The sequence below is a fragment of the Enterobacter sp. E14S genome, from assembly GCF_055666685.1.
Genome location: NZ_JBVODQ010000006.1, coordinates 18771 through 31386 on the forward strand (window position 1 = coordinate 18771; position 12616 = coordinate 31386).

The 12616-nt window shown below is 60.4% G+C and carries 12 protein-coding genes; 4 read left to right on the forward strand and 8 right to left on the reverse strand.

All coding sequences use genetic code 11. The features are described from left to right. Positions 1-8: 8 nt before the first annotated feature. The gene (locus ACZ6J2_RS13895; RefSeq protein WP_471725988.1) at positions 9-1529 is read right to left on the reverse strand and encodes a methyl-accepting chemotaxis protein; all 1521 of its coding nucleotides are present in this window, start codon (positions 1527-1529) and stop codon (positions 9-11) included. Between the two features lie 435 nt (positions 1530-1964). On the opposite strand from ACZ6J2_RS13895, the gene ygjG reads away from it, so the two are divergent. Continuing rightward, positions 1965-3344, forward strand: coding sequence for a putrescine aminotransferase (gene ygjG / locus ACZ6J2_RS13900; protein ID WP_471725989.1), 1380 nt, complete (start codon positions 1965-1967; stop codon positions 3342-3344). A gap of 83 nt (positions 3345-3427) precedes the next feature. On the opposite strand, the gene ACZ6J2_RS13905 is transcribed toward ygjG, so the two are convergent. Next, on the reverse strand, positions 3428-4030 hold the full coding sequence (locus tag ACZ6J2_RS13905; protein ID WP_039260488.1) for a helix-turn-helix domain-containing protein: 603 nt from the start codon (positions 4028-4030) through the stop codon (positions 3428-3430). 42 nt (positions 4031-4072) lie between these two features. On the opposite strand from ACZ6J2_RS13905, the gene ACZ6J2_RS13910 reads away from it, so the two are divergent. Further along, complete coding sequence (locus ACZ6J2_RS13910) at positions 4073-4759, forward strand: B3/B4 domain-containing protein (RefSeq protein ID WP_240608670.1); 687 nt, start codon at positions 4073-4075, stop codon at positions 4757-4759. Positions 4760-4771: 12 nt separating this feature from the next. After that, complete coding sequence (locus ACZ6J2_RS13915; RefSeq protein WP_471725990.1) at positions 4772-5620, forward strand: dihydrodipicolinate synthase family protein; 849 nt, start codon at positions 4772-4774, stop codon at positions 5618-5620. A 96-nt stretch (positions 5621-5716) separates the two neighbouring features. On the opposite strand, the gene lsrG is transcribed toward ACZ6J2_RS13915, so the two are convergent. From lsrG to lsrA, 6 genes are read right to left on the reverse strand one after another with little or no spacing between them, the layout of a single operon-like run. Then, on the reverse strand, positions 5717-6010 hold the full coding sequence (gene lsrG / locus ACZ6J2_RS13920) for a (4S)-4-hydroxy-5-phosphonooxypentane-2,3-dione isomerase (RefSeq protein ID WP_008503162.1): 294 nt from the start codon (positions 6008-6010) through the stop codon (positions 5717-5719). Beyond that, positions 6007-6894, reverse strand: coding sequence for a 3-hydroxy-5-phosphonooxypentane-2,4-dione thiolase (gene lsrF / locus ACZ6J2_RS13925; RefSeq protein WP_023333522.1), 888 nt, complete (start codon positions 6892-6894; stop codon positions 6007-6009). Before lsrF ends, lsrG begins: the two co-directional genes overlap by 4 nt. A gap of 11 nt (positions 6895-6905) precedes the next feature. Continuing rightward, entirely contained in the window at positions 6906-7907 is a 1002-nt protein-coding gene (gene lsrB / locus ACZ6J2_RS13930; RefSeq protein ID WP_471725991.1) for an autoinducer 2 ABC transporter substrate-binding protein LsrB, read from the reverse strand. Position 7908: 1 nt separating this feature from the next. Beyond that, entirely contained in the window at positions 7909-8886 is a 978-nt protein-coding gene (gene lsrD, locus ACZ6J2_RS13935) for an autoinducer 2 ABC transporter permease LsrD (RefSeq protein WP_471725992.1), read from the reverse strand. After that, the gene (lsrC, locus tag ACZ6J2_RS13940; RefSeq protein ID WP_471725993.1) at positions 8887-9918 is read right to left on the reverse strand and encodes an autoinducer 2 ABC transporter permease LsrC; all 1032 of its coding nucleotides are present in this window, start codon (positions 9916-9918) and stop codon (positions 8887-8889) included. After that, on the reverse strand, positions 9915-11402 hold the full coding sequence (gene lsrA, locus ACZ6J2_RS13945) for an autoinducer 2 ABC transporter ATP-binding protein LsrA (RefSeq protein ID WP_471726047.1): 1488 nt from the start codon (positions 11400-11402) through the stop codon (positions 9915-9917). The genes lsrC and lsrA overlap by 4 nt, the downstream gene beginning before the upstream one ends. A 215-nt stretch (positions 11403-11617) precedes the next feature. Here lsrA and lsrR point away from each other — a divergent pair, with 215 nt between their 5' ends. Beyond that, the gene (lsrR, locus tag ACZ6J2_RS13950) at positions 11618-12589 is read left to right on the forward strand and encodes a transcriptional regulator LsrR (RefSeq protein ID WP_471725995.1); all 972 of its coding nucleotides are present in this window, start codon (positions 11618-11620) and stop codon (positions 12587-12589) included. Positions 12590-12616 lie beyond the last annotated feature (27 nt).

Below are 12616 nucleotides of genomic sequence, written 5' to 3' on the forward strand. Positions count from 1 at the left end.
TTACTGACTCAATGAAGCACAGTCACCGCATCCTTAAGGCGTCCGGCGCGGTGCTTCACCATCGCAGAAATGTGGGCGCTCTCCTCGACCAGGTCGGCGTTTTTCTGCGTGATGCTGTCGAGTTCAGCCACCGCGCGGGTCAACTCTGACAGCCCGGTTGCCTGCTCGGAGGTCGCGTGGCTGATCTGGGCGATAAGCTGCGTCACGTTTTTCACCTGCACCACGATATCATCCATTGTGCGGCCCGCGGCGTGAACCTGCTCAGAGCCGGACTGCACCTTGCTGGCGCTGGCATCAATGAGTTTACGAATATCATTGGCGGCACTGGCGCTGCGGCTGGCGAGATGGCGAACTTCGCCCGCGACCACGGCAAAACCTTTGCCCTGCTCCCCTGCCCTTGCCGCTTCGACCGCCGCGTTCAGCGCCAGAATATTGGTCTGGAAAGCGATATCGTTAATCAGGGAGGTAATCGAGCCAATTCGCTGCGTGCTGTCGGCAATGTCATCCATGGTTTTGACCACGGTCTGCATCGCGTTGCCCCCTTTCGTCGCCGCGCTGCTGGCGGCCACGGAGAGTTTGTCCACCTCGGCGGCGGTTTCAGAGTTACTCTGAACGGAAGCGGCCATCTGGTTCATTGTCGCGACGGTCTGCTGCACGTTCGCCACGGTCTGACGCGTCCGATCGTTCAGATCTTCATTCCCCTGCGCCAGCCTGTCGCTGCCGTCACGGACGCTCACCACCTGGCTCGACACGTCATTGATTAACCAGCGGCACATCAGGCCCAGCTGCCCGACCGCGCGCAGCGTCAGCCCCAGCTCGTCGCTGCGGTTCAGATGCTGCACGCTGTTGCGCTCACCGGTTGCGACCTTCAGCGCCTGTCGGGCCACATTCTCTACCGGGCGGACAATCTGTTGCTCAAACAGCAGCGTTCCCAGCAGCATCACCACCGCGGCAGCAACGAGCGGCATCCACCCGGCGGAAGTTGCGACCAGCGTGGCGGCGAGCAGGGCAAAGAGCACCGCCATCACGCTGCGCACGCGCCAGCGCAGCGGCATTGCCGGCAGTTTACCCAGCCAGCCTTTTCCAACCACCAGCCCCTTGTGCACGCGTTTCTTACAGCTCCCGTCGTTCAGCGCCCGGTAGAGAGGCTCCACGGCGGCAATCTCTTCCGCCGTGGCTTTGGTGCGAATGGACATATAGCCCGTCACCTGCCCGCGGCGCACCATCGGCACCGCATTCGCACGCACCCAGTAGTGGTCGCCGTTTTTGCGCCGGTTTTTGACAATTCCGCTCCACGGCTCGCCCTGCTGCAGCGTGCACCACATATCGGCAAACGCGGCTTTTGGCATGTCGGGGTGGCGGACCAGGTTGTGCGGCTGGCCCGTCAGCTCATCAAGCTGGTAGCCGCTCACCTGCACAAAGGTGTCGTTGGCGTGTGTGATGTAGCTGTGGACGTCTGTGGTAGACATTAAGGTGGTGTCATCGTCCAGAGGATATTCATTCTGGGTGACATAGGTTGGAGAGGACATCGTGGGCATCCCTTGCAGGTTATTTGAATGTTAATTTTGTGGGTCAATGTTTTTTCGGCGGTAAACAATTTATCTTTAGTTGTTAAACTTGATGAAGATCGCAGATTTCACTTAAACCATACTTTTTGTACGATTTTATAATTCATTGATTTCAAATACTTTCGCAAAGAAATTACCTATAAAGCATGACCAGTTAATGCCCACTTAAGTTGCAGCCAATGCACTTCTTTAGTGCAGATGCGCTTTTCCGGCCTCATTTACCCTTTTTGTCCCGTACCGCTAAATCCCGTTTCGGTTGCTCCGGCATGATTAAATATTGTGCAACATTATTTTAACCTGGCGTTTATCCCGATTTTCGTTAAGTCATCTGAAGTGGCGTAATCCCTGCAATACTTAAACCAGTATCATGTGATACGCGATCCCCGGGAGCACATTTTGAACAGGTTACCTTCCAGCGCCTCGGCTCTTGCCTGTACCGCGCACGCACTGAATCTCATTGAGAAGCGAACGCTCGATCATGAGGAGATGAAACAACTTAACCGAGAGGTCATCGATTACTTTAAAGAGCACGTCAATCCAGGTTTTCTGGAGTATCGCAAATCTGTTACCGCCGGCGGGGATTACGGAGCCGTAGAGTGGCAAGCGGGGAGTCTTAACACGCTTGTCGACACCCAGGGACAGGAGTTTATCGATTGCCTGGGTGGTTTTGGTATCTTCAACGTGGGGCACCGTAATCCAGTTGTGGTTTCCGCCGTACAGAATCAACTTGCGAAACAACCTCTCCATAGCCAGGAACTGCTCGACCCGCTTCGCGCCATGCTCGCGAAAACGCTGGCGGCCTTAACGCCCGGCAAACTGAAGTACAGCTTCTTTAGCAACAGCGGCACGGAATCGGTCGAAGCGGCGATTAAACTCGCCAAAGCGTACCAGTCGCCGCGCGGGAAATTCACCTTTATCGCCACCAGCGGCGCGTTCCACGGTAAATCCCTGGGCGCACTGTCTGCTACCGCCAAATCGACCTTCCGCAAACCGTTTATGCCGCTGCTGCCGGGCTTCCGCCACGTGCCGTTCGGCGACATTAACGGCATGCGCACCGTGCTGAGCGAATGCCGTAAAACCGGTGATGACGTGGCGGCGGTGATCCTGGAGCCGATTCAGGGTGAAGGCGGCGTGATCCTCCCTCCGCAGGGCTATCTGCCCGCCGTGCGTCAGCTGTGCGATGAGTTTGGCGCGCTGCTGATCCTCGACGAAGTCCAGACCGGGATGGGGCGCACCGGCAAGATGTTTGCCTGCGAGCACGAAAACGTTCAGCCGGACATCCTGTGCCTGGCGAAGGCGCTCGGCGGCGGCGTGATGCCGATTGGTGCGACGGTTGCGACTGAAGAGGTGTTCTCGGTGCTGTTCGACAACCCGTTCCTGCATACCACCACCTTTGGCGGAAACCCGCTGGCCTGTGCGGCCGCGCTGGCAACCATCAACGTGCTGCTGGAGCAAAACCTGCCCGCCCAGGCGGAGCAGAAAGGCGACATTCTGCTGGACGGCTTCCGTCAGCTAGGCCGGGAGTATCCGGACCTGGTGCAGGACGCGCGTGGGAAAGGGATGCTGATGGCTATTGAATTTGTCGATAACGAAACCGGCTATAGCTTCGCGAGCGAGATGTTCCGCCAGCGGGTGCTGGTGGCCGGCACGCTCAACAACTCGAAAACCATCCGCATTGAACCGCCGCTGACGCTGACGATTGAGCAGTGTGAGCAGGTGCTGAAAGCGGCGCGTAAAGCGCTGGCAGCGCTGCGAATAAGTGTGGAAGAAGCGTAATCAACGCCGGGTGGCGCTACGCTTACCCGGCCTACAAAATACTGCATGCAGGCCCGGTAAGCGTAGCACCACCGGGCTGCTTTTTATCGGTGAAATTCCGCCACCGTCATGGTGAAGCGAAGCACGGTATCGCCTTCGTTCGCATATCCGTGCGCCGCTTCCGTTTTCGCCACCGCCGATGCGCCAGCGTTAACCTGGGTCACCGTCTCATCCACCGTCAACGTTAAAACGCCTTCGTTCACGTGCAGCAGCTCAAAGGTTCCCGCCGGGTGCCCCGGAGAGGTAAAGCGCTCTCCCGGCTGCATCTCCCACTGCCATAGCTCAATCATATCCGGGCCTGCGGTTCCCGCCAGCAGTCTGGCGCGTCCACCCTGTGCGCCCTGCCACAGCACCGGTATCGCGGCCTCTTCGATAACGTGCACCAGCGGCTCGCTGGATACGTTGACGATATCCGCTACGGAGATGCCGAGCGCGGCGGCCAGCTTGCACAAGATGGCGATACTGGGGTTGGCTGCGCCCTTTTCGATCTCCACCAGCATGCCTTTGCTAACGCTTGCCCGGCGGGACAACTCGTCCAGAGACAGCTTTTTCTCTTTGCGCCAGTTGCGTATGCGGTTTGCCACGGCCAGGCTTACCAGGGCAACATCGGCACCCTGCGAAGTCATTATATTGACTTTATCAGTCATTGGTCACTACCATGGTATAAAACAGTCAATACAGGATTATTTATGTCTCTCGTTACGCCGTCAATAGATTCGCATCTTGCCGGGATTGCCCCGGGCTTTCGGGCGCTGAGCATTCTGGTTGAAGCTGCGCCGATAACCCACCCCGAGGTTGCGCCCGCCGCGCTGGCGCAGGCCTGCCAGCAGATGTTGAATGATGATGTGCCATGGGCTGATGCACACCTTTCAGACTGGGATGAGGTGTTTAAAGCCTTCGGCGCGAAACCGAAACGCACGCCCTGCTCGGCATCTGCCCTGCGCAAGCGGGTACTGAAAGACGGTTCGCTGCCGTCGCTGGATCCGGTCGTAGATATCTATAACGCGGTGAGTATTCGCTATGCCATTCCGGTGGGCGGGGAAAATCTCGCGGCGTATTCGGGTGCGCCGCGTCTGACGCTGGCCGACGGCAGCGAGCCGTTTGATACCTTCAAAGAGGGACAACCAGTGATGGAACATCCGGAACCGGGCGAGGTTATCTGGCGCGACGATCTCGGCGTCACCTGCCGCCGCTGGAACTGGCGACAGGGGGTACGTACCCGTCTGGACAAGCAGGCACAATCCATGTGGTTTATTCTTGAAAGCCTGCCGTCGATGCCCCTTGCGGCACTGGAAGAGGCAGGAGAAGAACTGGTCAACAACCTGCAGCGGCTGATGCCGGGATCCACGGCTCGGGTTCAACTGCTGACGCTGTAAGAGGACAACACGATGTTTCACGGATTAAGCGCGTTTCCGTTAACGCCCCTTAAGGAGGGGACGTTTGACGAGCACTCCTTCATCAATCTTCTGCGCCCCGTTGTCGACGCTGGCGTGGATTCACTGGGCATTTTGGGCTCAACGGGAAGTTATGCCTATCTGACCGTTGAAGAGCGCGGCCGGATCGCACGCTGCGCGGTGGCGCATGCTGATGACATTCCGGTCATCGTCAGCATCGGCGCATTACGGCTGGACGATATTCTGCGTCTAGCTGACGACGCGCAATCGGCAGGCGTCTCCGGCGTGCTGCTGGCACCCGTGTCGTACCAGCGATTAACGGAAGACGAAGTGTTTCATCTCTATGAAACGGTGACCCGCCAGCTCTCCGTACCGCTGTGCATTTACGATAATCCCGCCACGACCGGATTTTCGTTTAGCGATGAACTGTTATTTGCCGCCGCGGCCCTGCCGAATATAGGGTCCATAAAGCTTGGCCGCGTGCCGGAGGACCTGTCGCAGGTACGCGCTCGTCTTCCTGACAACGTCACGCTGGGCATCGCCGGTGACTGGCGAGCGGCCTCCGCCCTGCAGGCCGGGTTTGACGTCTGGTATTCGGTGGTTGGCGGGCTGTTTCCGCAAGCAGCACTGGCGATTGCCCGTTCGAAAGAGGCGGCACAATCCGAGCGGCTGGAGCCGCTGTGGGAATTGTTCCGTCGATACGGCAGCTTACGGGTGGTAGCGGCAGCGGCAGAGATGCTGGGGAAAGTTGAAACACCCGCGCTCCCCTTCCCGCTTCAGGCTCTTCAGGGTGAGCCGCGCGAAGCGCTTGCTGCGATACTTGCGGATCTGGCGCTGGCCTGAACAACGCCGGGTGGCGCTCGCGCTTACCCGGCCTACAAAATCAACACAGCCTCGCCCCCGTAGGCCCGGTAAGCGCAGCGCCACCCGGCAAAGCCGTTACTCCGGCAACAGCCCCACAAAACTGCGTTTCTTGCGCGGCTCCGACATCAGCTCCTCAAGCTTATCCACGCACGCCAGGTAGTGCGGGGTTTGCTTGTGCGCCAGCACCGCCTCTTCGTCTTTATAGGCCTCGTAGATAAAGAACCGGGTCTTCACCCTCGGGTCCTGCAATACGTCAAAGCGCAGGTTTCCCGGCTCCTGGATTGCCCCCTCGTGGTTGGCGCGAAACACCTCCAGAAATTCGTCCACACGCTCGGGCTTAATGTTGATCTCCACCAGCGTCACGTTCATTTTGCTTCTCCCTGTTTCTCTTCCTGCCAGAACTGGAACGCATCGCGGGCGTTCCAGTTCTCGTGAACCACTTTTTTCACCGCCTTCAGCATGGCGAGCGGCGCGCTGGACTGGAAGATATTGCGTCCCATGTCCACGCCCGACGCCCCCTGATCGATCGCCCGCCAGCACATCTCCAGCGCCTCGTGCTCCGGCAGCTTTTTGCCCCCGGCGATAACGATCGGCACCGGGCAGCTGGCGGTCACTTTCTCAAAGCCCTCGTCCACATAGTAGGTTTTGACGAACTGCGCCCCCATTTCGGCGGCGATGCGGCTGGCCAGCGAGAAATAGCGCGCGTCGCGCGCCATCTCCTTGCCGACGCCCGTCACCGCCAGCGTCGGCATACCGTAGCGCGCGCCCGCATCGACAAGCTTGATGATGTTGTTAATCGACTGGTGCTCAAACTCGCTGCCGATGTACACCTGCGCCGCCACCGCGCAGACGTTCAGGCGCAGCGCGTCCTCCATCGCCACCGCCACGCACTCGTTCGACAGCTCGCCCAGAATCGAGTTACCTCCCGAGGCGCGCAGCACCACCGGTTTGTTCGTCGCGGCTGGCACCTGGCTTCTCAGGATGCCGCGGGTACACATCAGCACGTCGGTTTCACCAAACAGCGGCGCGATGGAGAGGTCGATACGCTCAAGGCCGGTGGTCGGCCCCTGAAAGTAGCCGTGGTCAAAGGCCAGCATCACCGTGCGGTTGCTCTGCGGATTGAAGATGCGCGAAAGCCTGGACTGCATGCCCCAGTCCAGCGAGCCGCAGCCCTTCAGGGTGTACGGCACATTCTGCTGCGGCGTGCCGATGCCAAAATCCTTGCCGTCTTTGATGTCGTCTAAATCAGCCATTTGCTCCCCCGTCAGAAATCGTATTTGCTGATGTTCTCTTTGGTGAACACCACGCGCTCCGGCAGCAGCACGATGCCGTTGCCCTTCGCCTCATACTGGTAGCCCTGCACGCTGTTCGGCTCGACCTTCAGCGCGCCGATATTTTTTACGTCCACGCTGTCGCCGACGTTAAGCTCGCCTTTTTTCAGCAGGCGATCGGCGACGTTGACCGCAATTTTGCCCTGTTGTACGACATCCCACAGGCCGAAGGCTTTCACCGTGCCGCGCTCAACGTACGGGCGCATCACGTTCGGCGTGCTGAAGCCGACAATCGCCACCCCTTCCCGCTTCAGGTTTTCCGCCGCCTGCGCCGCCGCTGGAAGCGCGTTGGCGTCCGGGGCGATAATCGCATCCAGATCCGGATAGGCTTTTAAGATCCCTTCGGCGGTTTGCAGGGATTTGGTGGCGTCGTTATAGCCAAACTGGGTCGTCACGACCTGCCACTGGGGGTGATCTTTCTCGATTTTGGCCTTCGCCTCTTTCACCCACTGGTTCTGGTCGGTGACGGTCGGGCTGGAGTAGAAGAATGCCACTTTAGCGTTCGGTTTGGTGACCTGTTTGCCCGCCATCTCCACCAGCAGGCCGCCCAGCTGCTCCGGCGTCCCCTGGTTAATGTAGATGCTGCGGCACTCCGGCTTGGTGTCGGAATCCCAGGTCAGGACCTTGACGCCGCGCTGCATCGCGCGCTTGAGCGCCGGGCAGAGGCCGTCCGGCGACACGGCGGAGACGATAATGGCGTTATAGCCCTGGTTAACGAAGTTATTGATGAGCTGCACCTGCCCGGAGACGCTCGGCTCGGTCGGGCCGTCGTAGGTCACGTCCACGCCGAGATCTTTCCCCGCCTCTTTCGCGCCGTTGCCGCCGCTGGTGAAGAACCCCACGCCCACCAGCTTCGGGATAAAGGCAATGCGGTCCGCCGCCTGCGCCGAGGCGAAGCTGAGGGCCATTGCCAGGACTATCAGTTTTGTTTTCATCTTACGCTCCGGATAGTTTTCTAAAGAGAGAACGCACCCACTCGCGGTGCAGACTCAGCGAACGTCCCATCACCACCACAACCAGCAGCGCCCCTGACAGCGCGCTCGACACCTGGTTTGGGATACCGACCATCTGTAAACCCTGCTGCAGGTAGCCCACCAGCAGCGCCGCCAGCGCTGTACCGACAACCGAACCTGACCCGCCGTAGATATTGGCCCCGCCGAGCACGGCGGCGGTGAGCGCGGGCATCAGCAAATCACGCCCCAGATCCGAACGCGCGGAGCCGAAATAGGAGACCATCACCAGCGCGGCAACCGCCGATGCCACGCCCACCAGCCCGTACAGCGCGTAGGGCATGCCGTTCACCGACAGCGCCGCATAGCGCGCCGCGCGCGGATTCTGCCCAATCAAAAACAGATGACGACCAAAGCGCCCGCGGTGGGTAATCAGCCAGAAGAAAAACGTAATCACCGCGAACAGCACCAGCGGGATCGGCAGGCCCAGCACCGTGAGGTTAGCGAACGCCGTGAAGCCGTCCGGGAAGCCGCCGATGCCCTCGTAGCCCGTCGCGCCCGCCATGCCGGAGAGCAGCAGCGCGCCGCCGCCGTAGAGGTAAAGCGTGCCGAGGGTGATTACTAAAGGACTAATGCCGGTGTAGTGGATCAGCGCCGCATTCAGCAGTCCGCACAGCAGGCCGAGCAGCAGCGTCAATGGAATAGCGACCGTCATCGGCCACCCCGCCTGCATCATCACGCCCAGCGCGATGGCGCACAGTCCAATGGTTGAGCCGAGGGAGATGTCGATCCCACCGCTGATGATGACCAGCGTGAGCGGCAGCGCCACGATGCCGATGCAGATGAAGTCGCTGGTGCTGAACAGCAGCATGTTGACGTCGAGCATGCGCGGGTTGATGGCGCCAAAGAGCAGGATCTCCAGCACCAGTAAAATCAGCAGCGCGCTTTCCCAGTTAAGCCTCATTTACGCCACCTCTTTTTTGCGTTTTGGAAACGGGGTGACGTGCTTTCCCCCTTTGTTACCCGGCTGGAAGCGGCCGTACTTCAGCGCCCGCTGATGGCGCGCCAGCGCCTGGCGTAGGCGCCCGTCGAGCACCAGCACGCCCAGCAGCACCAGCCCGGCGATAAAGTCGTTCCACCACGCCGGGAGCCTGAACAGCACCAGCACGGTGTCGATTTGGGTCAGAAAGAAGGCCCCGAGCAGCGCGCCAATCAGCGTCCCCGTGCCGCCCAGCAGCGAAATGCCGCCGAGCACGCAGGCGGCGATGGCTTTCATCTCCAGCCCGCTGCCGGTCTGGTTGGGCACAAAGCCAATCTGCGCGGCAAAGACGATCCCAGCGCAGGCCGCCAGCATGCCGTTCAGGGTAAAGGCAATCATGCGGGTGCGGTTCACCGCCACGCCCAGCTGTCGCGCGGCGGCGAGGTTATCCCCCACCGCGTAGAAATCACGCCCGAACGCGGTGCGCGAGAGCGTCCACGCGCCCGTGACCGCGATAATCAACACCAGCATGCCGAGCGGCGAAATGCCGATGGAGGCAGGCTCAGAGAGGGATTTCAGCCCGGGCGGCAGCCCCTCAATCCACTTTCCGCCGGTCCAGAGCAGCATCGCGCCGCGGTACAGCCCCAGCGTGCCGAGGGTGGCGACAATCGCCGGAATGCGCAGCCCCACCACCAGAAACCCGTTGAACGCCCCGGCCAAAGCGCCAATAGACAGCGCGAAGAGAATGGAAACGGGCAGGCCGTAGCCGCTGTTCAGCGCCACGCCGACGGCAATGGCGGACAGCCCGACGATGGAGCCGACGGACACGTCGATATTGCGGGTCAGCATCACCAGCGCCGCGCCGATGGCCAGCAGGATCAGGATCTGCGAGCTGGCGAAGATCATCCCCAGCGTCTGTAAACTCAGATAGGACGGATTCAGCGCCACCAGCACGGCGAACAGCGCCAGAATGGCGAGAAATGCGCTCAGCTCGCGGTTTTTCAGTAAGGTCTTCATGACTGCCCTCCGAATGCCAGCGCCATCATCCTGTCGAGGCTGACGGCGTGGCGCGGCAGCTCGCCGCTGAGCACGCCCTGATGCATCACCAGCACCCGGTCCGCAAGGCCCGGGAACTCGTCAAGATCGCTTGAGATCATCAGCACCGCCACGTTCTGCGCCGCCACGCTTTTTATCAGCTGGTAGATGTCGGCGCGCGCCGAGACGTCCACCCCGCGCGTCGGTTCATCGACGATCAGCAGTAAAGGGTTGGCCTCGAGACAGCGCGCGAGCAGCACCTTCTGCTGGTTGCCGCCGGAGAGCGTGCGCACGGTTTGATCTGCATGGTTGAGCTTGATCCCCAGCGCCCGGTGATAGCGCTCCACCACCGCCGACTCCCGCTTGCGCTGCTGCCAAATCGACGGCTCGTTGAGCGCCACGGTGTTCCAGCGGATCGGCGCGTCGAGGAACAGGCCGGACACCTGCCTGTCTTCCGGCAGGTAGACCAGCCCTTTTTCCAGGCGTGAACTTACCGGATCGCCGGTGATCTCCTGGTTCTCCAGCCAGACGCGGCCCCCGCGCACGGGCCGCAGGCCGTAGAGCGTTTCCGCAAACTCGGTGCGCCCGGATCCCACCAGCCCGGCCAGGCCGACGATCTCGCCGGCGTAGATCTCAAGGCTGAGATCGATAAACCCTTCTCCGGTAAGATCCTCCACCCGCAGCACCGGGAAATCCTGCGCCTGGGTGCGCCGGTTGCCCGGCAGCGCCAGCCACAGCTTTTGCGTATCGCTGAGGGATTTCTCCCTGCTCACCGGCGTCATGGCGGCGATCAGGGCGCTGTCGTCAAACTGCGCGGTTTCACCGCTCAGCACCACCGCGCCGTCGCGCATCACCGAGACGTGGCTCGAAAGCATGCGAATTTCCGGCAGCTTGTGCGAGATAAAGACAATCCCGACGCCAAGATCCTGCAGGGCGCGGATCTGGCGAAACAGCCGTTCGGTTTCGCCGGGTGTGAGGGAGGCCGTAGGTTCGTCGAGGATCAGGATCCTCGCGTTGCGCATCAGCCCGCGCAGGATCTCCACCATCTGCTGATCCGCCACTTCCAGGGTGCTGGCGGCGGCGTCGAGGTGAAGCTGGCACTGGAGCTGCTGGAGTTTCTCCGACAGCCGCTTTTCCAGATCGCGCTCGCGCGGCAGGCGGAACAGGATGTTTTCCCGCACCGTCAGGTTGGGAAACAGCAGCGGCTCCTGCGGCACCAGATAAATGCCTAACCCGTGCGCCTGAGCGGGCGTGAGCCGCGCATATGACTGCCCCTCGACATAAAGTTCACCGCCGTCCGGCGTTTCCACCCCGGCGATGATCTTCATCAGCGTCGATTTTCCCGCGCCGTTTCCGCCCATCAGGGCGTGCACCTGGCCCGCAAGCAGCGTGAAATATATGCCTTTTAGAACCGGCACGCCTGAGAACTGCTTGCTGATATTCCGCGCGTCGAGAAGTGGTGTCATCATCGCTCCGCTATTGAACAAATGATTTTTAGATTTAATAATGTTCAAAAGCGTAGACGGTGAACTATATTTACAACCGTGCAGGGATCACAGTTTTATCGATTGAGATTCAGATAAAGCAGAAACGATCTAAAAGATCCGTTTTGTCGCGTGGCTCACACTTTCCCTTCGCGCCATCACGAACATATGATCTAAATTTTTATAAGAGTTCAACTATGAGCGATAAACGCACTGCGGAAGAAGGACGGTTTGCCGGGCTGGCACTGGCGGAAGAGGAACTCGTGGCGCGCGTGGCCTGGTGCTACTACCACGACGGATTAACCCAGAACGATATCGGCGAGCGGCTCGGGCTGCCGCGTTTGAAGATTTCTCGCCTGCTGGAAAAAGGCCGTCAGTCCGGGGTGATCCGCGTGCAGATCAACTCCCGCTACGAGGGCTGTCTGGCGCTGGAGACCGAGCTACAGCAGCGCTTTGGCCTGAAGCTGGTGCGCGTGATGCCCGCGTTAAATACGCCGCCGATGAACGTACGGCTGGGCATTGGCGCGGCGCAGTCGCTGATGGGCGTACTGGAGCCAGGCCAGCTGCTGGCGGTGGGGTTTGGTGAAACCACCATGAGCTGCCTGCAGCACCTGAGCGGCTTTATCAGCTCGCAGCAGATCCGCCTGGTGACGCTCTCCGGCGGCGTCGGACCCTATATGACCGGTATCGGCCAGCTGGACGCGGCCTGCAGCGTCAGCATGATACCCGCCCCGCTTCGCGTGTCATCCGCAGAAGTTGCCGGGATCTTAAAACGCGAGACCAGCGTGCGGGACGTGATCCTCGCCGCGACCGCCGCCGACGTGGCAGTGGTCGGCATTGGTTCAGTGAACCAGCGTCGTGACGCCACAATACTGCGATCCGGCTATATCAGCGAAGGTGAACAGCTGATGTATGCCCGTAAAGGCGCGGTCGGCGACATTCTCGGCTATTTCCTCAATGCCGAAGGCGAGTGCGTCGAGGAGCTGGAGATCCACAAAGAACTACTGGGCGTCACGCTCGATGAACTGGCGCAGCTGCCCACCATCGTTGGCGTGGCCGGAGGAGAAGAGAAAGCCGATGCGATTTATTCCGCACTGAAGGGTCGCCGTATCAATGGCCTGGTGACGGAGGAGACGACAGCCCGCGCGGTGCTGGCTCTGGCCGACTAAGAGCCGCCCTGCGCTAACAACGAGGCA

Excerpts from the sequence above, each read along its gene's own strand:
- ACZ6J2_RS13895 (WP_471725988.1), bottom strand. The coding sequence starts at position 1,529 with ATGTCCTCTCCAACCTATGTCACCCAGAATGAATATCCTCTGGACGAT.
- ACZ6J2_RS13905 (WP_039260488.1), bottom strand. The coding sequence starts at position 4,030 with ATGACTGATAAAGTCAATATAATGACTTCGCAGGGTGCCGATGTTGCC.
- ACZ6J2_RS13910 (WP_240608670.1), top strand. The coding sequence starts at position 4,073 with ATGTCTCTCGTTACGCCGTCAATAGATTCGCATCTTGCCGGGATTGCC.
- ACZ6J2_RS13915 (WP_471725990.1), top strand. The coding sequence starts at position 4,772 with ATGTTTCACGGATTAAGCGCGTTTCCGTTAACGCCCCTTAAGGAGGGG.
- lsrG (WP_008503162.1), bottom strand. The coding sequence starts at position 6,010 with ATGAACGTGACGCTGGTGGAGATCAACATTAAGCCCGAGCGTGTGGAC.
- lsrF (WP_023333522.1), bottom strand. The coding sequence starts at position 6,894 with ATGGCTGATTTAGACGACATCAAAGACGGCAAGGATTTTGGCATCGGC.
- lsrB (WP_471725991.1), bottom strand. The coding sequence starts at position 7,907 with ATGAAAACAAAACTGATAGTCCTGGCAATGGCCCTCAGCTTCGCCTCG.
- lsrD (WP_471725992.1), bottom strand. The coding sequence starts at position 8,886 with ATGAGGCTTAACTGGGAAAGCGCGCTGCTGATTTTACTGGTGCTGGAG.
- lsrC (WP_471725993.1), bottom strand. The coding sequence starts at position 9,918 with ATGAAGACCTTACTGAAAAACCGCGAGCTGAGCGCATTTCTCGCCATT.
- lsrA (WP_471726047.1), bottom strand. The coding sequence starts at position 11,402 with ATGACACCACTTCTCGACGCGCGGAATATCAGCAAGCAGTTCTCAGGC.
- lsrR (WP_471725995.1), top strand. The coding sequence starts at position 11,618 with ATGAGCGATAAACGCACTGCGGAAGAAGGACGGTTTGCCGGGCTGGCA.